The sequence below is a fragment of the Stenomitos frigidus ULC18 genome (assembly GCF_003003795.1).
GTDB lineage: Bacteria > Cyanobacteriota > Cyanobacteriia > Leptolyngbyales > Leptolyngbyaceae > Stenomitos > Stenomitos frigidus_A.
The window spans coordinates 166812-190022 of sequence record NZ_PVWK01000142.1; the positions used below are offsets into that span (position 1 = coordinate 166812).

The 23211-nt window shown below is 50.8% G+C and carries 20 protein-coding genes and 1 pseudogene; 11 read left to right on the forward strand and 10 right to left on the reverse strand.

Annotation, left to right across the window (positions count from 1 at the left end):
• Positions 1-104 precede the first annotated feature (104 nt).
• Positions 105-1442: a hypothetical protein gene (locus C7B82_RS26900; protein ID WP_106259891.1), complete on the reverse strand. Its 1338-nt coding sequence runs from the start codon at positions 1440-1442 to the stop codon at positions 105-107.
• Positions 1443-1644: 202 nt separating this feature from the next.
• On the reverse strand, positions 1645-2292 hold the full coding sequence (locus tag C7B82_RS26905; RefSeq protein WP_106259892.1) for a TetR/AcrR family transcriptional regulator: 648 nt from the start codon (positions 2290-2292) through the stop codon (positions 1645-1647).
• A 251-nt stretch (positions 2293-2543) separates the two neighbouring features.
• On the opposite strand from C7B82_RS26905, the gene C7B82_RS26910 reads away from it, so the two are divergent.
• From C7B82_RS26910 to C7B82_RS26925, 4 genes are read left to right on the forward strand one after another with little or no spacing between them, the layout of a single operon-like run.
• Complete coding sequence (locus tag C7B82_RS26910; protein WP_106259894.1) at positions 2544-3761, forward strand: HlyD family secretion protein; 1218 nt, start codon at positions 2544-2546, stop codon at positions 3759-3761.
• Between the two features lie 6 nt (positions 3762-3767).
• A complete protein-coding gene (locus C7B82_RS26915) occupies positions 3768-5735 on the forward strand; it encodes an ATP-binding cassette domain-containing protein (RefSeq protein ID WP_106259895.1) in 1968 nt (655 codons plus the stop codon).
• A 2-nt stretch (positions 5736-5737) separates the two neighbouring features.
• Positions 5738-6841, forward strand: a complete 1104-nt coding sequence (locus C7B82_RS26920) for an ABC transporter permease (protein ID WP_106259897.1) — start codon at positions 5738-5740, stop codon at positions 6839-6841.
• Between the two features lie 5 nt (positions 6842-6846).
• Entirely contained in the window at positions 6847-7983 is a 1137-nt protein-coding gene (locus C7B82_RS26925) for an ABC transporter permease (RefSeq protein ID WP_106259899.1), read from the forward strand.
• A gap of 265 nt (positions 7984-8248) precedes the next feature.
• Here the strand turns inward: C7B82_RS26925 and C7B82_RS26930 are convergent, their stop codons facing one another.
• The 6 genes from C7B82_RS26930 to C7B82_RS26950 form a co-directional block, all read right to left on the reverse strand.
• The gene (locus C7B82_RS26930; RefSeq protein ID WP_106259900.1) at positions 8249-9799 is read right to left on the reverse strand and encodes a hybrid sensor histidine kinase/response regulator; all 1551 of its coding nucleotides are present in this window, start codon (positions 9797-9799) and stop codon (positions 8249-8251) included.
• Positions 9800-9864: 65 nt separating this feature from the next.
• Complete coding sequence (locus C7B82_RS33380) at positions 9865-10077, reverse strand: response regulator (RefSeq protein ID WP_219904711.1); 213 nt, start codon at positions 10075-10077, stop codon at positions 9865-9867.
• A complete protein-coding gene (locus C7B82_RS33385) occupies positions 10061-10276 on the reverse strand; it encodes a response regulator (protein WP_219904712.1) in 216 nt (71 codons plus the stop codon). The genes C7B82_RS33380 and C7B82_RS33385 overlap by 17 nt, the downstream gene beginning before the upstream one ends.
• Before the next feature lie 3 nt (positions 10277-10279).
• Positions 10280-13222, reverse strand: a complete 2943-nt coding sequence (locus C7B82_RS26940) for a PAS domain S-box protein (protein ID WP_106259902.1) — start codon at positions 13220-13222, stop codon at positions 10280-10282.
• Between the two features lie 324 nt (positions 13223-13546).
• Positions 13547-13810 carry a glycosyltransferase gene (locus C7B82_RS26945; RefSeq protein WP_146141280.1) on the reverse strand — a complete coding sequence of 88 codons (264 nt, stop codon included), beginning with the start codon at positions 13808-13810 and terminating at the stop codon, positions 13547-13549.
• An 8-nt stretch (positions 13811-13818) separates the two neighbouring features.
• Positions 13819-14724, reverse strand: a complete 906-nt coding sequence (locus tag C7B82_RS26950) for a glycosyltransferase (protein ID WP_106259905.1) — start codon at positions 14722-14724, stop codon at positions 13819-13821.
• A gap of 211 nt (positions 14725-14935) precedes the next feature.
• Here C7B82_RS26950 and C7B82_RS26955 point away from each other — a divergent pair, with 211 nt between their 5' ends.
• Together C7B82_RS26955 and C7B82_RS26960 are read left to right on the forward strand one after the other, a co-directional pair.
• Entirely contained in the window at positions 14936-15472 is a 537-nt protein-coding gene (locus C7B82_RS26955) for a hypothetical protein (RefSeq protein WP_146141281.1), read from the forward strand.
• A 92-nt stretch (positions 15473-15564) separates the two neighbouring features.
• Complete coding sequence (locus tag C7B82_RS26960) at positions 15565-16560, forward strand: glycosyltransferase family 2 protein (protein WP_106259908.1); 996 nt, start codon at positions 15565-15567, stop codon at positions 16558-16560.
• A 14-nt stretch (positions 16561-16574) separates the two neighbouring features.
• On the opposite strand, the gene C7B82_RS26965 is transcribed toward C7B82_RS26960, so the two are convergent.
• On the reverse strand, positions 16575-17204 hold the full coding sequence (locus C7B82_RS26965; RefSeq protein ID WP_106259910.1) for a nucleotidyl transferase AbiEii/AbiGii toxin family protein: 630 nt from the start codon (positions 17202-17204) through the stop codon (positions 16575-16577).
• A gap of 321 nt (positions 17205-17525) precedes the next feature.
• On the opposite strand from C7B82_RS26965, the gene rpsB reads away from it, so the two are divergent.
• The 5 genes and pseudogenes from rpsB (at position 17526) to C7B82_RS26990 (ending at position 21839) form a co-directional block, all read left to right on the forward strand.
• Positions 17526-18320 (forward strand): 30S ribosomal protein S2, encoded by a 795-nt coding sequence (gene rpsB / locus C7B82_RS26970; protein ID WP_106259911.1) that lies wholly within the window; start codon positions 17526-17528, stop codon positions 18318-18320.
• 91 nt (positions 18321-18411) lie between these two features.
• The gene (gene tsf, locus C7B82_RS26975; RefSeq protein WP_106259913.1) at positions 18412-19161 is read left to right on the forward strand and encodes a translation elongation factor Ts; all 750 of its coding nucleotides are present in this window, start codon (positions 18412-18414) and stop codon (positions 19159-19161) included.
• Between the two features lie 147 nt (positions 19162-19308).
• Positions 19309-20850 (forward strand): site-2 protease family protein, encoded by a 1542-nt coding sequence (locus C7B82_RS26980; protein ID WP_106259914.1) that lies wholly within the window; start codon positions 19309-19311, stop codon positions 20848-20850.
• A gap of 155 nt (positions 20851-21005) precedes the next feature.
• Positions 21006-21161, forward strand: a pseudogene (locus C7B82_RS26985) (transposase); the annotation flags it as partial.
• Positions 21162-21539: 378 nt separating this feature from the next.
• Positions 21540-21839, forward strand: a complete 300-nt coding sequence (locus tag C7B82_RS26990) for a nucleotidyltransferase family protein (protein WP_106259916.1) — start codon at positions 21540-21542, stop codon at positions 21837-21839.
• Between the two features lie 17 nt (positions 21840-21856).
• Here C7B82_RS26990 and C7B82_RS26995 read toward each other — a convergent pair whose 3' ends face one another.
• The gene (locus tag C7B82_RS26995) at positions 21857-23101 is read right to left on the reverse strand and encodes an ABC transporter substrate-binding protein (RefSeq protein WP_245940114.1); all 1245 of its coding nucleotides are present in this window, start codon (positions 23099-23101) and stop codon (positions 21857-21859) included.
• Positions 23102-23211: the final 110 nt, after the last annotated feature.

Below are 23211 nucleotides of genomic sequence, written 5' to 3' on the forward strand. Positions count from 1 at the left end.
ACTAGAAGAGACTCAGCCTCATGCGTGGCGCTCTGATAAGATTTCGTGTTGGTGGATCGCTTCTGGAGTCTGACCAGAGCGATCGTTCTCACACTTGTCTCGCTTCAGCGCTGAAAACCTTTTTTGGCTTTTTGTCCATCCTTTTCTTTGGGTTTTGACTTACTCACTTCCTTCAGCGCTTCCTGGAAGAGGTCGTGGAGATGAAGTGGGACGCTGGCAATTTCTGGAAGCTCTGGCTGCAAAGGCTTTTTATGCTCTTCCAAGAGTGAGTCTAAATCCTTCTGAAGGTCAAAGGTGGGACGTTCTAACACCGATCGCAGCACCGTTTCTAACGAGGCTGGATAGGTTGCTGCTAAGTGATGCCAGACAAAAGCATTGGTGTTGGCATCATCTAGATGTTTACGAATAAGCTTTTCCGCTCCGGGGACGCTCTGCCAATCCTCGGCTTGCAGTACTGTTTCCAACTGGGTATAGGTTGGCAAAAACACCTGTCCCCAGCGGGGATGCGCTAAGACGGTCACTGCCTCTGCTTTCTTCAATTCAGGCGGCAGGTCAATTTTAGGCGTGACCATTTTCGCGGCCGTTTCTTTGCTCTTCAGCATCGTTGACACTGCTTTCGCATCAGCGCCCATCGCTTCAGCAGCTTCCTCGATCGCGGCTTCATCCATCCCAGCTTCGGCTGCCAGATCCGCCATCGATTTCGATTCGTCGATGCCTGCTTCTGCCAGTTGTTTTTTGGTCAACACTTCTTGGAATTCAGTGATTTTTTTCACTAGCTGGTAGCCTGGTAGCGTTATCGCATCACTGCCAAAAAAGTCCAGGAAGTCCTGGTGATAGCGTTCCACCGATCGCCAGGCTTCTTCCAAAAGTTCTGGTGCATCGCTGTAGAGCGATTCTTTATAGTTCTGCTTGAAATTGCCGATCGCCACTGCCAGCTTTGGCTTACCCAGACTGCCCATTGCTTTCCAGGGTGCTGAAAACGTCCAGGTCTTATCCGTGATGGGGGCGATTTGGGTCAGCAGAATCTCACCTAGCTTCAAGCGCTGCATTTCTTCTAGCGCCGCTGGATCGTTTGGCTTGACGCTGTAGGGCTTTGCTGTGAGCCAATTCATCAACTCGAACCCATCGGGTAGCTTTTGCGTGACGGCAAACAGCCCGACAAAGCTGCGCTTCCAGCCCTCAAGCAGCTGTCGATCGCTCTTCGATAGATCAGACGTTTCGGCAATAAACAAATCGATCGGAGTTTGCTTGCCGACTGTCCCTTCGACCACGAAGCGATCGATCACCAACGCCTGCTGGTGCTGATCCGACTGTGGCGATCGCGCCAACTGTTCTGCGGAGTAGCACTCTAACGCGGTGGCCAACTCTCCTTCGGCATCCAGCACAAAATCAGCTAAAGCTTGTTTGAGTGATCGCGATCGCACCAAAGTTGCATCATCCACAGTCTGACCTCAATATGTGTCTCGCAAGCATACGCCTTTAACATTATGACAAGCAAATAGCTGGAATGTTAGGGAGGGGGAGTGGAGGGGAGTAGGGAGTAGGGAGTAGGGCTTAAGGCTAACGCTCAAAACTTCTATCCCTCATGCCTTTCTTCCCAAGCAAAACTCAAAACTCAAAACTCCCCTGCTCCCCCTGCCCTTCTTACTCCTCTCTGCTGCTTTTCAAAATTAAGTTGATCAGGGTAGTGACCACGCGATCGCGCTCTATGGGAATGAGTTCTTTGCCGTAGAGCATTTCTTGCGTCAACATAAACGACACTAGCGACCCGAAAAAAATGTGCGCCATCGCTTCAGAGTCTTCGATGCCAAGCTCTGGGTGGGCATCAAAGTAGCGGGACAGTAAGCTACGACCCCGATGAATCACGGTGCTTGTCCAAAGTCGCGCCAGTGCAGGAAAGCGTTCTGATTCACCAATGATGATTCGGGTGAGCGCAAGATAGTTTTGATCGGCAACCTTGGTCAGATAGATTTCGGCAAGCTGACGCAACCGCACGGCTGGGTCGCCCTCGAAGTCTTCCAGGCAGAACACACTGCGGAACCGATCGAGCGTGACTTGTTCCATCAGCGCTTTAAACAATCCTTCTTTATCCTGAAAGTGACTATAGATCGTCTGCTTGGCGACCCCGGCTTCAGCCGCCACCCGATCCATACTCGTCCCGGCATAGCCCGATTGCAGAAAGACTTGCATTGCACCCTGCAAGATCTGCTCTCGCTTTTGATTAGCAGCCGATGACCCCTCTTGATAAAGCGTCGAAAGGTCTTCAGGCTGAGATCGAGAATCTTTGAGCATGGTAGTGAGTCTGTGCGAAAGCAAAAAATGAGATTAGGGTTTACGCCATGCCCCCAACCCCCAACTTTGGGGGCTTTAACTAGTTCTACCCCCAAACTTGGGGGCTAGGGGGCGACCTCCGACGGCTTTTGCGTAAGTCTTGGAGATATTAAATTTTCCAGCGTTTTGTTGTCTAATCATACTAGACAGTCTAGTATGATTAGCACAATCCACATAGCAAGGTTTGACCGTTAGTCATTAAAGGTCTCACTATGACGACAAGTATTCCAGGTTCGAGTGACAGTGCTCCAGGATCGTCATCGCTGCCAGTCAAGCGACAGCGCAAGCTGAATCCGCGTTTACTCATAATGCTTGGCGTGCTTGCGATCGCTGGGGTGAGCGCAACTATCTGGTATGTTCTGTCCCGTCCGTCCGATCGTGATTTGCATCTCAGCGGGCGCATTGAAGGCTACGAGACGGATGTTGGCGCGAAGACGGGCGGACGAGTGGATACGATCACCGTGCGAGAAGGCGATCAGGTCAAGCAAGGTCAATTACTGGTGCGCATCAGCGATACCGAAGTGCAGGCACAGTTGCGGGGTGCGGCTGCAAAGGTCATTGCGGCTCAGCAACAGGCGCAGCAGGCACAGCTTCAAATTGCCGTCGTGGAAAGCCAGATTCGTGAATCGCAGCTGAATGTCTTGCAGTCGCAGCAGGATAGCCAGGGGCGCGTTTACCAGGCGGCTTCGACTGTGGCATCACTAGAAGCGCAGCTGAAGCAAGCAAAGTCGCAGCTAGATTTGGCAAGGGTGACTCGCGATCGCTACGCCCAACTGGTACAAGAAGGAGCGGTCACGCAAGAGCAATACGATCAACAAGAAACCAGCTACCGGAACGCCTCAGCCAATGTTGAAGCGGCTCAGAAACAAATTGATGCGGGTGTGGGTGGTCTTGCCTTAGCCCAAAGTTACAAGATTAACCCGGGTATTCGGGATGCCCAACTGGGCGCACTGTTACGCCAGCGGCAAAGCGCACAGGCACAGCTAAAAGCCGCCGAAGCCGAGATTAAAAATGCGCAGGAAGCGCAGAAGCAAATTCAAGCGCAGATTGACTATCTCAACATCACCAGCCCGATCGACGGTGTTGTGACGGCACGCAGCAAAGAGCCTGGAGCCGTTGTTACGAATGGGCAAACTGTCCTATCTTTGATTAACCTCAACACGGTCTATCTGCGAGGCTACGTGCCTGAAGGCAATATTGGCAAAATTCGGGTTGGTCAAAAAGCACGCGTGTTTATTGACTCCGATCCAAAACACGCACTCGATGCCAAAGTTGCCGCGATCGATCCCCAAGCTTCATTCACACCTGAGAACATCTATTTTCGAGACGATCGCGTCAAGCAAGTGGTTGGCATTAAACTCACGATCGACAATCCCGGTGGTTACGTCAAACCCGGAATGCCAGCCGACGCTGAGATTGTGCTGGAATAAATCCCTATGCATACGACCTCTCCATCCCCTCACCCCGTCACCCCTCCACTCCATCACCCCTCCACTCCCCCCATCATCCAGGTCAACGGGCTCCACAAGCGCTATGGCAGACTGTCAGCCGTGCGGGGCATTGACTTTTCCGTGCAGACAGGCGAAGTCTTTGGGCTGATTGGACCGGATGGTGCGGGGAAGACGACGACCTTCCATATTCTCGGTGGCATTATGGAAGCCACGTCGGGAGAGATTCAGGTGCTGGGGCAAGCACCGCGTAAAGCACGACTGGGCATCGGTTATTTGACGCAGCAGTTTTCGCTGTATCTGGATCTGAGTATTGACGAGAATCTGCGCTATATTGCCGGATTGCGGAGCGTGAGCGATCGCGACTTTGCTGAACGGCGCGACAAATATCTGCGGCTAATGAGTCTAGAACAGTTTAGCGATCGTCTCGCAGGTCAACTTTCGGGCGGCATGAAGCAAAAACTAGCGCTCTGCTGTGCCCTGATTTACAAGCCAGAAGTGCTGCTGCTGGATGAACCCACGACAGGCGTTGACCCCGTATCGCGGCGCGAGTTTTGGGATGTGTTAGCCGCGCTTGCCAGTGAGGGCGTGACGATCGTCGTTGCCACACCCTACCTGGATGAAGCGGAGCGCTGTAACCGCGTAGCGTTGATGTACGAAGGGCAGATTCAGCAGATTGGCACGCCTGCGGAGCTAAAAAATAGTTTGGGACTGCATCGTCTAGAAGTTCGCACCAGTCAGCTACAGGCAGCCGAAAAAGTGCTTGAAGCACAAGTGTCCGAATCAGGTGAAGCGACGGCGATTCGTGATGTGCAGACCTTTGGCGATCGCCTGGATATCCTTGTCAGCGACATTGAAGCGGGTGAATCCCAGGTACGTGGTCTACTGCGCCAGGAGCACCTACCGCTCGACAGCCTTGACCAGACACAGCCAACATTGGAAAACGTCTTCGTGACTCGGTTACGCCAACAGGGTTTAGAACCGCCTTTTATTTCGTTTCCCCGATCGATCCGGCGCGATCGCACGTCTAGCGAGGCAGCCATTTACGCACGGAACCTGAACCGGATGTTTGGCACCTTCCAGGCCGTCAAAAACGTCAATGTTGAGGTACGCTACGGCGAGATTTTTGGCTTGCTGGGAGCCAACGGAGCCGGAAAAACCACCACGATTAAAATGCTGTGTGGTTTGCTCGAAGCCACTTCGGGCGATATTGCTCTCGGTGGCGAACGGGGCAACCTGCGCAGCGGCAACCTGAGACGACGTATCGGCTATATGAGCCAGAAGTTTACGCTGTACGATGACCTGACGATCGTCCAAAACCTGGAATTTTACGCTGGAGTTTACAGTATTCCTCAACGCCTGCGACGCGAAAAAATCGCCTGGGTCATCGCCATTTGTGGGTTGGAAGGGCAAGAGAACCTGCTGACCGGACAACTTCCTGGAGGCTGGAAGCAACGCGTCGCGTTCGGCGCATCAGTCATGCACGAACCTGACATTCTGTTTCTCGACGAACCTACGTCTGGCGTTGATCCGTTGGCGCGTCGGCAGTTCTGGCGCTTAATCAACGATTTTGCCCGTCAAGGTACAGCCGTTCTCGTCACCACGCACTATTTAGAAGAAGCCGAACAGTGCAACCGCATGAGCTTTCTGGTCGCAGGCGAAACCGTAATCGAAGGCTCTCCCAGCCAGATCAAAGCGGCTCAACCCGGCAAGCTCATCGAAATTACACCCGATCAAAATCAAGCCGCCTCTAATTTGCTTAAACAAACGCTGGAACCCTGGCGCGTTTCTATCTTCGCCGATCGCCTCCACGTTGTTGTGGATAATCCCGACACCGAAATTCCTCAATTGCGCGATCGCCTCCAAGCTGCCAACATCACCGTTCATTCCCTCCGATCCATTCCTTACTCGCTAGAAGATGCGTTTATCGGCACAGTACAAAGAAGCCAGAAATAGTTATGAAGCGTATTCTCGCTCAGTGTGTGAAAGAATTGGCGCAATTTCGGCGCGATCGCCTGACATTGGCGTTGGCTTTTTTGCTGCCGTTAATGACGCTTTTAATCTTTGGGTTTGCGATTCGCTTAGAGTCCAAAAATATTCCCTTAGTGGTGCAAGATTTTGACCATAGCAATCTGAGCCAAACGTATATTGAGCGACTGTTTGCAACGAATCAGTTTCAACCCGTGCGCTGGTCGGGTGATGATCCCATGCATGACGCGATCGACAAAGGCATTGCCAAAGCAGCAGTGATTATTCCACCCGATTTCAGTCGGCGCATCAAAGCGGATAAACAAAGTTCTGTACAGGTGTTAGTAGATGGCACGGATGCGAACAATGCACGCGTGATCAAGAACAGCATTAAAGCGACGACCAACTTTTTCTTGACCAATGATGTGTCATCCAGCACACAAAAGATTCAGGTTCATACTCGCCTTTGGTTTAATCCTGGACGCAAAGAATCGCTCTACATTGTGCCCGGAGTGTATGCCGTAGTGCTGTGGATTTTTCCGTCATTGCTAGCGGCGATCGCGATGGTGCGCGAGAAAGAAAAAGGCACGATTTTGCAAGTGTATGCCTCTAGCCTCACCGCAGCGGAATTGTTGTTAGGAAAAGCGTTGGCTTATTTGGTGGTTGGTCTATGCGAAGCGTCGATCATCATGGTTTTGGGTTCACTGATTTTTCGCGTGGGCTTTGCTGGCGATCCAACACCGCTATTGATTGGTACGCCTATTTATCTCAGTGCTGCAGTCATGTTTGGGTTGCTGTTGGGTGTTCGCAGCGCCAATCAAAACGCGGCTGTGCAGGGTGTTTCACTCGTTGGTTTTCTCACTGCCTTTCTGCTTTCTGGCTTTATTTATCCTTTGAGTAACATCCCATTTCCGCTATCGATCTTGCCCAATGTTGTGCCTGCTCGTTACTTCATTATTGTTACTCGTGACGCATTTGTCCGTGGCGTCGGTTGGGCAAGCGTCTGGTTTGACATTCTGATGATGTTGGTTATTGGATTGTTCTTTTTTAACGTTGCTCGTCGTGCTTTAAGCCGTATGCAGCTACCGGATTAGAAAATATGAAGTCTCTTTCTACGTTCTTTAAAGGTTTCTTCGACGGTCGCTTGATGGCGTTGGTGCGAAAAGAAATCAACCAGATCTTGCGAGATAAGCAACTGCTTGTTTTGTTGATTGTGCCACCGACACTGCAACTATTGCTGTATGGCTTTGCACTGAATCCAGATGTGCAATATCTCAAGCTGGGTGTCGTGGATTATGCCAATGTTTCTGCCAGCCGAGAACTGGTGTCGGCACTAACAGAAAATCAGATTTTTGTAGTGGATTCCTATCCAGCCACAGAACAAGAACTCAGCCGTCAGGTGGAAACGGGAAAGCTGACGGCTGGTATTGTGATTCCGCCAGAATTTAGACGCGACATTAGTCAGGGTAAAACGGCAGAAATTCAAGCATTTATTGATGGCGTGGATGCAAATACGGCTGGTATTGCGAATGGGTATATCAACCAAATTATTCAGCAGTATAGTTTAAACCTAAGTGGCACTCCACTGAAGCCACTGGTTAAACCTGAGGTGATTTTTCTCTACAATCCAGGGCTAATCAGTAGCTGGTTTTTTGTGCCGGGTGTTATGGGGTTTGTGTTGACGCTCATTGGCAGTTTGGTTTCAGCCGTAACCGTCGTCCGTGAGAAAGATACTGGGACGCTAGAGCAGTTATTAATGACACCCGCTGAAGCCTGGGAAATTTTGCTGGCAAAAGTGGTGCCTCTGTTTGTGTTGTTAATGGGCGATGTTTTTCTGGCGCTCAGTTTAGGACGAGTCGTCTTTGGACTACCGTTTCGAGGCAATTTATTGCTGTTTATTGCGATGTCGGGGCTGTATTTATTTGTGGGCATTGGCGTCGGCATTACGCTGGCGACGATCTCCAAATCGCAGCAACAGGTTGTTCTCACGGCCTTTTTCATTAACTTGCCGATGGTGCAAACATCGGGCGCGATCGCCCCCATTGAAACGATGCCAACGTTTTTTCAGGTTGTCTCATTGCTCAATCCCCTGCGTCACTATATTGCGATCGTGCGTGGCATTTTGCTCAAAGGTGTCGGTCTAGAAGCACTGTGGATGCATGCGTTGGCGTTAGCAGTAATTGCGATCGTCTTACTCACTGTCAGCGTCAACAAATTCCGCAGTCAGCTTAGTTAAAAAAACGCTCCTTTTGCTGGTGAATCGACCTTACTTGTGTTGCTGTTTTCATTGTTATAGCAATAGACAGATGGGTTAGGACGGGGTGCAGGGGTGGAACCCCTGGCTGGGGGCAACGCCCCCACACCCCCTTTGATCCCCATGTCCTAAACGTTGTGACGATCGCTATATTACCTACCGACGCTTCAGCCCGAAACGAATTTGCTAAGGTGGGATCGCCCCTTAACTGCATTCCGTGCAAACCTGTGCCCTATTCAACGTGCTGCTACGGCTCGACCATTGCATGGGCTGTGTCTGGAGGCACGAGCCATAAATTCACAATGAAACGGGTTTGCGCCGCATCACTCTCAGCCCAAACAGTACCACCGAGATACATTACCATTTGCTTGACTAACGCTAAACCTAACCCAGTCCCACCCTGGCTATAGCGATCGCTGCTTGGAATGCGATAGAACTTGTCAAAAATACGCGGTAATTCAGCAGCAGCAATCTCAGTGCCAGTGTTGCTAATGCTAAGCTGCACCCGATCGGCGGGTTCGAGGCAAACGGTCACTGTGATCTCGCCGCCAGGAGGCGTGTATTTACAGGCATTTGTCAGCAGCTCTGCGAGGATGCGCGTCAGAATGTTTGGGTCTGACACTATGGCTGGAAGGTCGGGTGGAATGCTTGTTTGCAGTGCTTGCTCACGCCTCTGGGCACGTTCCTGAAACACCTCAATACTTTGCAAAAGCCATTGCTCGAGATCTAGAGAAAGCCACTCAATCGGACGTGCCCCGGCTTCAAGCTGCTGTAGCTCTAGCAAATCATTCACCAGGGTTAGTTCTCGATTGCACTGGTCACGCAAAATAGACAGGTAGCGGGTCGTGCGATCAGGCGTCGTTGCGGCATCGAGCTCGCTCTGTTGCGTGAGCGCGATCTCTAGCATCTGAATTGCCATTTTAATGTTTGTCAACGGGGTACGCAGTTCGTGCGAAACGGTACTCAGAAAATCATCTTTGATTTGGTTCAGTTGTTCCAGTTCTGCCGACCGCAGTTGCAACAACTGGGCCTCTTGAACTGCCCGATCGCGTTCTTCCTGAAGTCGGCGTTGGGTATCGTCTCGGAACACCAGTACAGCGCCCGTAATCAAGCCTTTACGATCTTTAATGGGCGCAATGCTGTCTGTCACGGGAAGGGTGCTACCGTTTTTGGTGGTCAGTAGCAGGTGTTCGTTCAAAAAAATGATGGTGTCTTCTTGAATCGCCGTCAGGGCGAGGTTGCCGATCGGCAGACCGGTTGTTTCGGAGCTGACGTCGAAGACATCAGTCAAGTCTCGATCTCTAGCTTCGGTTTGCTGCCAGTCAGTGAGTAGCTCAGCCGAGCGATTCAGAAACATGACGCGTCCTTGAGTATTGACAACAATGATGCCGTCGCCAATGCTGCGAAGGACGGTAGACAACAGTTGTTCTCGTTCGTAGCGGTTGAGGGCAGTTTCGATCGCCACATACAGTTCCTGTTCCGTCACGGGCTTGAGGAGATAGCCGAACGGCAGGGTAACTTTTGCTCGCTCTAAGGTGCTTTTGTCAGAATGCCCGGTGATGAAAATAACCGGAATTTGCAAACGGTCCCAGATTTGCTCCGCTGCCTGGATGCCATCCGTTTCACCCTGAAGCTGAATATCCATCAGCACCAGATCGGGTTGCAGTGTCACAGCGCTTTCAAACGCTTCTGTTGCTGAACTGACAATAGCTGCTACGGTATAGCGCAGAGACTCCAGATTCTCCTGTAAGTTAGCAGCAAGAATGTATTCGTCTTCTACGACTAAGATTTGAGTCATATTGTAGGGTTTATGTTGTCAGCAATAGGGTGGCAAGGAGTAAACGCCGTCATGCGTAGTTTTCGCTACCAACAGTCTAAGGCAGTTGCGATCGCGATCTGCAGATCTTGCACGTTGACAGGTTTGAGCATGTAACCAAAGGGAAAGGTTTTTTGGGCGCGTAGGACGGTGCTTTGGTCGGAGTGCCCAGTGACAAAAATAATCGGAATCTGTAGTTGGTTCCAGATAAAGGTAGCCGCTTGAATGCCATCGCCTTGATGCTCAAGCCGAATGTCCATCAGGCACAATCTGTGGGCGCAGGCTGACTGCTTTGCGAACTGCCTCTTCGACAGAAGCAGCGATTTCTGGCACGTCATAGCCCAAGCACTCTAGTTCTTCTTGCAGGGTGGCAGCAAGCATGTAGTTGTCTTCTACAATCAAGACGCATAAGCGCCTGGGAGGCGTTTTAGTGGGTAGAGCTTCACAATAAGGTTCCATTTTTTAGGTTCTGGTGAAGGAAATACTAATGATCACTCCCTGCTGAGAGCTAATCTCTAAGGTGCCCCGAAGTTGTTTGACTAAGCCTTTCACCAGAGTGATCCCCAACGCTTTTGTTTGCTTGAGGTTGAAGTCTTGAGGCAACCCAATGCCGTTATCTCGCACACAGAGAGTCAGGCGCTGGTCGGGGTGTTGTTGAAAAAGCACTTGAATCTCACCCGCGCGCTTTTTGGGAAAGGCATATTTCAATGCATTAGAGACCAGTTCGTTGATGATGAGACCGCAGGGAATAGCAGTATCAATATTGAGCGCGATCGGTTCGATTTGTGTCATCAGTTTAATTTGATTGGCACGAGTGTTGTAAGAGTCGAAGAGGTGAGCGGTGAGATCGGCGATGTATTGGGCAAAATCGATGTTTGCCAGATCTTTAGAGCCGTAGAGTTTTTCGTGCACCAGGGCGATCGACGCAATCCGGTTCTGGCTCTCTTTTAAAGTTGCAATCACTTGTGGATCGGACGATCGTCGCGACTGCATTTGCAGCAAGCCATCCACAATACCCAGATTGTTTTTCACCCGATGGTGAATTTCTTTGAGGAGCACTTCTTTTTCTTTCAGAGATGCCTGAATGACCGCTTCTGCCTGCTTCCGCTCTGTCACATCCTGATGTACAGCGACTAAGACAGTGCCATAGGTAGGATGTTCAAACAAGGAAGCGATGCCTTGCCCCCAAAAAGGAGTCCCATCCTTTTTGACATTGTGGACTTCATAAGTTGCTTCACCCTGCTGAAGAATGGTCGTGGCAATGGCTTGATGAGCTGCTACGGGGGTGGCTTCTGCGTCTGCGTAATTCACGATCGAGATATGTTTACCCTTGAGTTCTCCGGCATCATAACCAAACATCCGCTCAAACTTAGGATTGGCATAAACAATGGTGTCGTCAGCCGACTTGACCATGCAAACGCCCTCAGCCATGTTCCGGACAATGAGGCTCTGAAGCTCCAGCTCTACTTCTGCTTGTTTGAGTCGGGTGATATTGCGAAGACTGACCACAACGCCTGAAACGGCTTGATAGGCATTGTCAAAGTAAGGATTATAGGTAACGCTCAAAAATTGCGGTTTTAGAGTTGCGTAGTCCGCCCACATTTCATACTGCACAACTTGTCCGGCTAAACATTGGTCTAATCGGGGCTTAATCGTCGTTTCATAAACGTTCACCGGTAAGAGTTCGCTGACTGGATGCCCCACAATTTCATCCTGCGGTTTGTTGTACCAATTGACATAGGTTTGATTGACGACTTGATAAACGTAGTTACGATCGATCAACGAAATAGCGTCGGTGGTGGCAGAGACGATCCGCTCATACCGTCGCAGAGCTTCTTCTGCCTGCTTGCGATCGCTGATGTCGCGCACAATCACCAAGACCTCGTCTTCCCCGCAGGGTATGATGCGAGCCTCTTCAAACTGAAGGTTGCCATCAAGCCTGAGTTGATATTCATACACCTGCAAGGCGCGGGTTTGCAGCGCCTGCTGCACATACTGCATACGTTCTTGGGCTTTGTCGGCTGGCAAAATGGCATGGATGTTGTTACCGATCACCATCCGACTGGCATTGTACGGCAGCACGTTCCCGGTCGTCTGAATATCCAGGTAGGTGCCATCTTGCTTCATGCGGATCAGTAAGTCTGGAATAGCTTGAATCAGCGCCCGATTCCGGACTTCACTTTGACGCAAGGCTTCTTCGGTCTGCTTCAGATCATCAATATCTAGCCGCATGCCATCCCACACGATCGTTCCATTGTCCAGTCGGCGAGGCATTGAGCACAGCCGCAACCAGCGGGTCTTGCCGTTGGGTAACTGCTCTCGCACCTGAAGATCAAAGACAGAGAGATTCTGTGCCGATTCTTCTCCTTTTTGAAGTACAGCAGGGAGATCCTCTTCAACCACCAGCTTAAACATGAGGCTGGAGTCTGCCAAAACTGCGTCTGGTTTGAGTCCACTCACCCGCTCAATGCCAGCGCTGACGTAGGTGTAGTGGTAGCGCCCATCCGGTTCGCGCCGCAACTGGTACAGGTAGCCATTGGGGATGTTGTCGCCGATCGCCCGCAAAAATGCCTCCCGCTCTTGCAAGGCGTGTTCGGCTCGTTTGCGATCGGTAATATCGGTCACCCGCACCAGATGCATCACTCGTTCCGCAACGGTAATCGGCTTGACAGCAAGATTGCCCCAGAAAATATTGCCCTGACAGGTCACATATTCAATTTCGCGGCTCCAAAAGCCCTTCGCCTGCATTTCAGCCCCAATCTCTTGCAACTCATCCTGAGAAAACTGGTAGCGTTGCAGCATATGCCCTTCAATGCCAAGCAGATGAGTTTTGTCAACGGCTTGAAAAAGGTCTACTGCACGTTGATTGCAGTCCAGGGTGAATAATGTTTGTGCGTCAACCAGAAACAGCGCATCTGCCGATTCGTTAAAAATTGCCTCGCGTAAATCTCGGTTACGCCTAAGTTCAGCTTCGATGCGCGTGCGTTCGGCGACTTCTTGTTGCAATGCCTCGTTGGCTAACGCCAGTGCTGTAGGGCTGGGCAGTGCCAGAGCTTGGGGAACGATCGGCACAAGCAGCACGGCTGTCGTCACTGAAACCATCGCCGTCAATAGTTTGACGCTCCCTGACAGCCAGTAGGTGGGATACCAGAGCGTCCAAATTTCTAACAGGTGAGTGGTGCCGCAAGCCACAATAAAGGCACTAAACAGCCAAAAAATCCAGATGAAAGGCAGATCCGATCGCCTGCGGACAAAATAGAACAGCGTCAGTGGAATGGAGTAATAGGCAAGGGCGATGAGAGCGTCTGACAGAATATGCAGCCCTACAAGCTCTGGTTTCCAGAGATAGCAGTGCCCATGAGGCATAAACAAATTGCTTCCAGAAAGGCTTGTCCAGTTCAGCATTTTCCCGCTCCAGACCGATGACTCAGGTTTCTAATACCAATTTGAATTGAAAAGGCGACACATCTTGGAGGGGCAAGGCAATGCCTTGCCCCTACCCAGCGATTGGCTCTGTGGTCGTCATGCTTTAAATCGGTATGATTTCTTATAGTTCCTTTAATAGTGGTTAAAAGGGACAAACCCACTTTTCTCCAGGAAGCCTTAAGAGTTTGTTAAGGAACAAGAATTTAATCACCTCGGCGTTTTCCGTAGGGGCGCACGGGTGTGCGCCCCTACCTAATCGCAGTCACAAACTGTGCTAGTGGTTCTGCATAGCTCCTAAAACTGTTACAGAATGGCTTGAACGATCGCCACCGTTTCCTCAATCATGCGTTCTTCGCGAAACATTTTTTCTGCTTGTTGTTTACATGCCAACCCCACCTGTTGCCGTCGCGTTGCATCACTTACCCAGTCCTTCAACGTTGTAACCAACTCTTGAATCGTGGACTGAGGATTGCCAAACATCGGTGAAGTCAGGAGTTGTCCCGTATCGCCCAATCCTTCAGGCACACCGCTGACTGCTGATGCCGCTACAGGAAGCCCTTTTGCCATCGCCTCCATCATCCCAACGGCAACCCCTCCGATTCAGACGGCAGCAAAAAAATGTCGCTGGCATCCAGCCACTCATTAATCTGACCCAGTTCGCCCAAAAACTTGACGCGATCGCCCACACCCGCTTGCTTCACCATTTGCTTAAAGTGATCCGCCAGTGTGCCTGTGCCTGCCCACGCAAAGTAGAGATGCTCCCAGGCAGGTGTTTGCTTCAGTCGCTTGATGGCACCAAGCTGATACTGATAGCCCTTGATGATGTCCATCCGAGCCGCCGTAAAGCAGACGACCGCATCATCAGGAATGCCCCACTGCTGGCGGAGACGCGATCGCACCTGTAAATCTGGCGGCTCAAAATAGGTGGCTGGTCGCCCACAGTAAATCACCTGCCCTTTGTCCTCCGCCAGCCCAAACAGCTTTTGCAACAGTCGCAGGTTATCTTGCGACACCGCAATTACTGCCCTGGCATCGCGATACTGTTGTGCCAATTCTGCATAAGCTTCGGGCACTTCTTTTGGCTTAATCGGATGCACCAGATGTTCCACCACGATGAAGGGAATGCCATACTTGATCGCAGCCCGCTTAGGAAAAAAGTTGGCAACCGGACCACCATTGCTCACAATCAGCAAATCCGGTTTTGCTTCAGCAATGATTTTTTCTGCCTCTGCCGCCTTTGCGCCTTCCAGCCAAATATGCTTCTGAACGCCAACTTGCTTTTGCTGCGCCACGAACCAATCCGCTCGTTGCCGCGTTTTCTCCATCCCTTCGGAACCAAAAAGCTCTACTAACGCGTCAGGAATATCCTGCACATGCGTCATCTGGTAGCCTAGAGTGGCTAAGGCACACACAATGGCATGGTTATACGGCAAAAGACCGCCGATCGCAGGCGACGCATACAGCAGAATATGTTTGGTCACAGCAGTAGATGTTAGGGGCTTGGTTTTTTGTTGTTAGAGTACACGGTGCGATCGCCGAACTAACACCGGACAGAAAGCATGAAATGAGATAGGTCATTCGATTAAGTACTAAAGTGAGCTTCTAATGGGTGTCTCAGTCATCTATAGCGCCATTCCTCTTAGCAGTACGTTGTACACACGCCTTCAACGTGAGAAGCCACTGGCAATTCTCATGGTTTCTCTCTTTTCCTATGGCTGTGGCATCTTTAACTTCTTTGAAATTGAGCCTGAAGAGGTAAATGAAATTCTTGAAGAGGTCATTGAAGCGCATCAAGATACATTCGGATCTGAGCTAGATGCTGATCAAGTAATTGCTGAATTTCGGACAGAACTAAGGCTCACTCGTAAAGCGTATCCGGGAATTGAAGATAGAACAGCATCATTGGAAAAGACATCTAATGAAATTGAGGAACGTTTGTCACAGGAACTATCAAGAAGACAGATTGAGAACGCCAATAAAATTGTTGAAAAACTCATATTTGGAGACCAGTCTCTTGCTCCAAACTTATTGCCAGAAGCAGAATCGTTAGGGCTTATATCGCGTGAGTTAGTTAGCGAAGGAGCCAGAATTCTTCGACAGATTGATCCGGAAACACTATTTGCCTACGAAGGTAAGGATAGATGGTGCGTTGATCACTTTAGTGAATGGCGAGATTTGTATCTTGCAGCAGACGAGAAGAATGAGGAAATACTGCTTGGAGTTTTTTGAAGCGTCCGTCAGAATTAACTGTAAGTTTTGCCCAGCATAGTCCTAACGCATCACACCAAAACTAACAACCAATAACTTTTCGAGGAACTGCCGTGTTTTTCAGTGTGGTCATTCCGACCTACAACCGCAAACCAATTTTAGAAAAGTGCTTGCAAGCGCTGGAGCAGCAGCAGTTTGATGCAGGCGAGATCGCAGGCTATGAGGTTGTTGTCGTGGATGATGGTTCCACCGATGGCACTGTAGATTGGCTGCAAACAAACGCCAGCGAGTTTCCCCATGTCCGACTCTTTCAACAAGACCATCAAGGTCCCGCCGCTGCCCGCAATCTGGGAGTCGAAAAAGCCTCTGGCGATACCATTATTTTTATTGATAGCGATCTCGTTGTAACTGAAGGGTTTCTCCAGGCACACGCCGATGGCTTACAAAGCGGTCAGCGGTCAGCGGTCAGCAGTCAGCAGCCATTGGAAACTCAAAACTCTGCGCCCCCCACCCCCCACCCCATATCCTCCCCCGTCTTCACCTACGGTCGCGTCATCAACACTGCCAACTTCGACGACCCTACGGCAGAACCTTACAAAATCACCGATTTTTCAGCGGCGTATTTTGCGACTGGGAATGTGGCGATCGCCCGCATCTGGCTCGAAAAAGCGGGACTCTTTGACACGCGCTTTCAACTCTACGGCTGGGAAGATTTGGAACTGGGTGTTCGCCTGAAGCAACTCGGCTTAACGCTGATCAAATGTCCCGATGCGGTTGGGTATCACTGGCATCCTCCCTTCGCCCTCAGCCAACTCCCAAATCTGATCGATAAAGAAATTGAGCGCGGCAAGATGGGCGTACTGTTCTACCAAAAGCACCCGACCTGGAACGTGCGCATGATGATTCAGATGACCTGGATTCATCGCGTGCTGTGGGGCGTGTTGTCGATCGGTGGTCGGCTCAACGAACGCACGATGGCTCCCTTCCTGCAATGGCTGATCGATCGGGGCAAACCCCAACTGTCCCTTGAAGTCGCGCGCATTTTCCTCAACTGGTATAACGTCCAGGGCGTTTACGAAGCCTATGCCGAAATGCAGTCAGAACGCTGAGATTGGCACTTCGCTCAAAATTCGTCTTCATCTTCAGTTGCCTGAATATCTTGAGCGACAAATTCTCGCCAAACGGTCAGTATGGCATCATCCACGTTGACCGCTTGCAGACAATCCATGACAGCACCAGCATCCGCTTTGAGTTCAGGAAAGGTCAGCAAAAGCATTGCCAGATCGCGCCAGTCGGTTCCGGCTTTTGGCTTGCCGCGTCGCTGGTGATAAGCAATGACCTTACTCGCAATCAGTTCGGCAGGCGACAGTACTAGCAACTTTTCAATGCGTTGAGCAGACGGTAGGGTTGGCACGGGGCGCAGATCAACCAGATGGCGATTCCCCGACTTCTGCACCTGGAATAAGCGATAGCCCCGTCCTTCACCCACTTCGCGCACCCGCACGGCAATATGAAATTGCTGACTCAAAGACTCCCGCAGTTCTTCAGCAAGTTCTCTGGCGCGGGTTGAGAGCAGATCAATGGCTTGCGTCATACGGGGTTCGCCGACATAGGCATTGACCGCTTGAGCGCCAAAGATCACCGCATCATTGCGATCGCGCAAAAATTCCAGCACCGCCTCTTGAATGGTCGCTAGCGGTAATGGTTCACGCATGATAAATTCTCGGAGCGTTAAAGAGCCTGCGTCAAACATAACGGTTGATTGATCGATCAAAAACTATTACGGCTCCAGGTCTTCATTCTCCTACACCTGCCGTAAGCCTGACATCGGTGATCAATTGCTTCTCATTCTCATTAGATCAATCTGCTTCAAATCCTGTTACACGGCTGTGTTAACCTAGAGAAGTTGTCTAAAATCACACATTCAGGATTTCGGGTGCCTCAAAAGAGTTGTTAGGGGTTGGTTGTTAGTTGTTAGCAAGAAGTTCCTGTCTAAAAACTAAAAACTAAAAACTAAAAGCTTTCACAGGTGCTCCTGGATGGAGGATTAACCCGAATCAGGAGTTCAAAATCAATGCCAGTTGTTTCGTTGGCTCAATTACTAGAGTCTGGGGTTCACTTTGGGCATCAAACCCGCCGTTGGAACCCCAAAATGGATCCGTACATCTACACCTCGCGGAATGGGGTGCACATCATTGACCTGGTGCAGACTGCCCGGTTGATGGATGAAGCGTATAACTATGTGCGCACGGCGTCTGAGCAGGGCAAAAAGTTCCTCTTTATCGGCACCAAGCGTCAGGCTGCTGGGATCATTGCTCAGGAAGCGTCTCGTTGTGGTGGTTACTACGTGAACCAGCGCTGGTTGGGTGGTATGCTCACCAACTGGGTGACGATCAAAACCCGTGTCGATCGCCTCAAAGAGCTAGAGCGTCGTGAAGAAACGGGTGGACTGGATCTACTACCCAAAAAAGAAGCGTCTGTACTGCGACGTGAGTTGGAAAAGCTCCAGAAATATCTGGGTGGCATTAAAGCGATGCGGAAAGTGCCTGACATCATCATCATGGTGGATCAAAAGCGCGAGTACAACGCTGTCCAGGAGTGCCAAAAGCTCTCGTTGCCGATCGTGGCATTGCTCGACACCAACTGCGATCCCGATTTGGTCGATGTGCCGATTCCGGCGAATGATGATGCCATTCGTTCGATTAAGCTAATTGTAGGCAGACTGGCAGACGCGATCTACGAAGGTCGTCATGGTCAGCTTGAGTCTGACGACGAGTACGAAGACTACGAAGGCGGCGAGGAAGACTTCGACTACGAAGATAACGACACCTCGTTCATTCCCGAAGAAACCGAAGAAACCGAAGCGTAGAGCGTTGTTAGTTGTTGGTTGTTAGTTTTTAGAGACTCTAGCAACTAACAACTAACAACTAACAACTAATAACTATTCAGAGTGAAGGGTAATGGCGGAAATCACAGCAAAATTAGTCGGTGAACTGCGCCAGAAAACGGGCGCAGGGATGATGGACTGCAAAAAAGCGCTCACAGAAACGGGCGGCGACCTGGAGCAAGCTGCCGATTGGCTCCGCAAAAAAGGCATTTCTTCTGCTGAGAAGAAAGCTGGTAAAGTAGCGGCTGAAGGCATTGTCGATAGCTACATTCATACGGGGAGCCGTGTGGGTGTGTTGGTCGAAGTCAACTGCCAGACAGACTTTGTGGCGCGGAACGATGCCTTCAAAAAGCTAGTGCAGGATATTGCCAAGCAAATTGTGGCATCACAGCAAGTTGAGTACGTGAAAATTGCCGACATTCCGGCAGAGATTGTTGATCGCGAAAAGGCGATCGAAATGGGTCGCGATGACCTGGGCGGCAAACCCGAAGCCATCAAAGAAAAGATTGTGCAGGGCCGGATTGAAAAGCGCTTGAAAGAGCTTTGCCTGCTGGATCAGCCCTACATCCGCGACCAAAACATCACCGTGGATGAGTTGGTGAAGCAAAACGTCGCTCAGCTGGGTGAAAATATCCAGGTGCGTCGCTTTGTCCGCTTTGTGCTGGGTGAAGGCATACAGAAAGAAGAATCCGATTTCGCAGCGGAAGTCGCCGCTCAACTGGGTACAGCCGCACCGAAAGCAGAGCCTGTCGCCGAAGCCACACCTGAAGCGGCACCGAAAGAAGACAAGCAAGACGGTAAAGGCAGCAAGAAGAAAAAGTAGTCTTCGATCGCTCCAACCGAATCATGCTTAGAGGCAGTCCACTGGGCTGCCTTTGCCATTTGTAGCGTTTGTGAGCGCTTGATTCAGGTAGATTAAGGAAAGGGCTTTCATGTCTTGAATGCCGAAACGTCTTGGAAAGGGTTGGGAATGATTACTGCGATCACTGTACTGGTAGCGCTGGGGTTTCTGGGTTGGGGCTTCTACCGTGCCAGACCCTTTGGCAAACTGGGCTTGGTTGCCTGGTTGCAATCCGTCGTGCTGATTGCGCCCTGGCTGCTGTTCTTTGGGCTTTCGATCGTCGGCATTTACCTGAACATTGTCAGCGTGCTATTTCTGTTTGTGCTGTCCACTGGGCTATATATCTATCTGGGTAGCCGTCTACGATCGCTGGCTCAAAGTGAAGTTCTTGCCCAACGAGCAACGGCGATCGCAGAGACTCAAGACACTCATAGCCTGGAAATTGGCAACGACACCGCCAATGCGTTGAATACAACTGACGCCGCTAAGACACAAGCTGAAAAGCTTGCTGAAGCACTGGCAGAACCTGACATTGTGCCCATTCCCGCAGACGACCTGAAGGCCATTCAAAGCATTTTTGGCATTGACACCTTTTTTGCCACCGAAACGATTCCCTACCAAGAAGGTGTGATCCTACGGGGAAATTTGCGCGGCGAGGCAGAAGCAACGATCGCCCGTCTCTCAGAACGATTACAGGAGAAAGTTGGCTTTAGTGAGACCAATCCACAACAGCCTCGCTATCGGCTCTTTCTGGTGGAAGGACAGGACGGTAAGCCTGTGGTCATCGTTTTGCCTACGAGCAGAGACCCGCAGCCATCAACGTTGTTTCAGAAGGGTGTTGCGGTAATGCTGCTCTTCGCGACGATCGCGGCCAGTTTGGAGAGTAGTGGGCTCATGCTCGGTTTCGACTTCTTCACATCCCCCAATCGCATTGCAGAGGTTTTGCCCCTGTCAGCAGGACTTCTCAGCGTCCTTGCCGTGCATGAACTGGGGCATTGGCTGGTGGCGCGTCGCTATCAGGTGCGTCTGAGCCTACCGTTTTTTATTCCGACCTGGCAGATCGGTTCGTTTGGTGCCATCACCCGCTTTGAGTCGGTCTTGCCCAATCGCAGTACGCTGTTTGATATTGCGATCGCAGGCCCAGCCGCAGGCGGGTTACTCTCGCTGGTGATGGTGGTTGCGGGGCTACTACTATCGCACAAGGGCAGTTTGTTCCAGGTGCCAACGGAGTTTTTCCAGGGTTCTATTTTAGTGGGTACGCTCACACGAGTTGTACTGCGCGAGTCGCTCCAGCAGCCGATCGTCGATGTCCATCCACTTGTCATTCTGGGCTGGCTAGGTCTGGTGATCACGGCGCTCAATCTACTGCCAGCGGGACAACTCGATGGTGGACGAATCGTTCAAGCCATTTACGGACGTACCATTGCTGGACGCACCACGATCGCCTCCATCATTGTGCTGGGTTTCGCATCGATCGTGAATCCGCTGGCGCTGTACTGGGCGATCGTGGTGTTATTTCTCCAACGTGAGCTAGAACGTCCCAGCCAAAACGAACTCACAGAACCCGATGACACCAGAGCCGCGTTAGGGCTGCTGGCACTATTTTTGATGATCGTGACGTTGCTACCACTCACGCCTAGCCTTGCTGGTCGCCTGGGTATTGGTGGTTAGTGCGAAAAATAGACTGAAAGGTTCCTGGCTATCTAACTAAACCCCTGAGGTAAGCCACTGGTTCTACCAGTGCGACTCGCAAAGCGTTGAGCGTTCCAGCCGTAAAGTAACTCCCACGGTGGCTTGATGAGCCAGTTCCGTAGGAGGAAAGAACAATGTCGGCATTGTATCAAAGTCTGTCTCACTCGAAGTGGGACTGTAAGTATCACGTTGTGTTTGTACCCAAGTACCGTCGCAAGGTCATGTTTGGCGAGATTCGCCAGTTTTTGGGTCTAATTTTTCATGAATTGGCACGCCAGAAGGAATGTCGGAATGCTGATTAGGCTGCCGTTGCAAGTCAGGCTACTGAAGGTACAACTGTTGCGAAACTTAGACAAAGTTTTCCTAATACTTTAGGTGTGGTAAATCAATTGATCTGACTTATAGGGCGAACGCATACAAAAGTACATATCTCAATAAGCGCCAATTCTGGCTACTTTATTGCAAATGGTCTCATCAAGCAGAGCTTATTGCGAACAAAATTGACGGCTTTAGCGTTGCGTAGGTATAGATTGTGTTACCCCTAGCGTGTTAAGAAACGTGTGCGTTTGCCCTAATCTGACTTACAGTTTGGTTGCAATGCTGTTCGATGTGAGAACATTGTCTGATGTGCTACTTTAACTGAATAATATCCACAGAAATAGAAATAAATGAGTGAAGGTATAAACAGCAATGACGTAGTCACAAAATTGCGCCATCTGAAGCCCGACCTCGAAAAACGCTATGGCGTCACTCGCCTTGGGGTCTTTGGTTCCATAGCGCGTAATGAAGCTGATCACAAAAGTGACATTGATATTGTGGTGGATATGGCACCTGATCTTTTCAAGCGTGTGAGCCTCAAAGCCGAACTAGAATTGATTTTCGATAAGGAAGTTGATGTGGTGCGATATTGGCATGGCATGAACCATTACTTGAAGACGAGGATCGATCGGGAAGCCGTTTATGTATGATTGCTTCTTGGTCAACATCACGGATTGAAAATTAAGTCAAGACGTTTTTGAGCGGCAGTGAGGGTTTCTAAGGGCGTACCTCGATCGAGAAGTGTGGCCTCGATCGCCCGTCCCAAATTTTCAGAAATACGGTTGTAGCCAGGAAAGATGGGGCGCGATCGTCCGTAGGGGGCTTGCGACAAAAACACATCCACAACCGATCGCTTTGCTTTATACGCTAGATATGTTTCACTTTGGCGTGATCGCAGATTGGTGGGGAGGTAGCCCGTGCCGATCGCCCACTGCGTCTGAAACCCTTCACTCATCACGTATTCTGCAAATACCTGTGCGGCTTGCTCTCGCTCAGGCGTCGTTTTAAGCAGAAACAGATTCTCGCCACCGATCGCGGTTGCCTGCGTCACTTGCCTGGGAATGGGCAGCACACCAAAATCCACACCTGTCTTCTCAAGCTGCCCCAACGTCCACGGGCCTGATAGCTGCATTGCCACTTTGCCTGCCAGAAAGCGATCCAACTCGTAGCCCCGCTCTGGTGCGGACAAAACCGCAGAACCATCGTTAATCAGATCACGCCAAAATTGCAGTGCCGCGATCGCCCCAGCATTCACTAACTGAATGTCTACGTTTTGTCGTTCGCCTTGTGCTGGCGGCAAACCTGTGTTCTCCCGACTCCCGACTTCCGACTCCCGACTCCCCTCCAAACCACCACCGCCACTCCACAAAAACGGCAACCACATAAACACTGTCCACTCTCCTTTACCGAGTGGCAGCAGCATGCCGTGCTGGTCAATCCGTCCATCGCTGTTCGTATCACGAGTCAGGGTTTGGGCAACCTGACGAAACTCTGACCAGGTTTGCGGCAATTGAGTGATTCCTGCTGCCTTGAATAAACTTGGACGGTAAAAAATACCGACATTGTTCGTACCAAAGGGGATCGACCAAAGATGGTTTTCTAGCCTCATGCTGTCCAAGAGCGCTGGATCAAGCTGCTGCCGTAACGGTGAGCGATCGAGCCAGGGATCAAGAGGACGGAGAGCATTCAGTTCGATCAGTTGCCCCGTTAACAGAGGGGAGTACCATAGCAGGTCGGGAGCCGCATTGCCCACGATCGCCGCTAGAATTTTGGGCAACTGCTGGTCACTCTGTCCGACATACAGCGACTCGACCTGAATGGTCGGATGCTCACGGTTAAATTGGTCTACCAGCCCTTGCAGAACCGTGCGATTAGACGGTGGATTGACGCCTTGCCAGAGCATTAATCTCATTACGCTAGGGCTCGTTACGTTAGGGGTGGCAACTGTAACCCGACAACCCGACAAGACCAGCAGACAGAGACAGAGTAAAAGGTTTGTCATGTAACGATGAAAATTGAGCA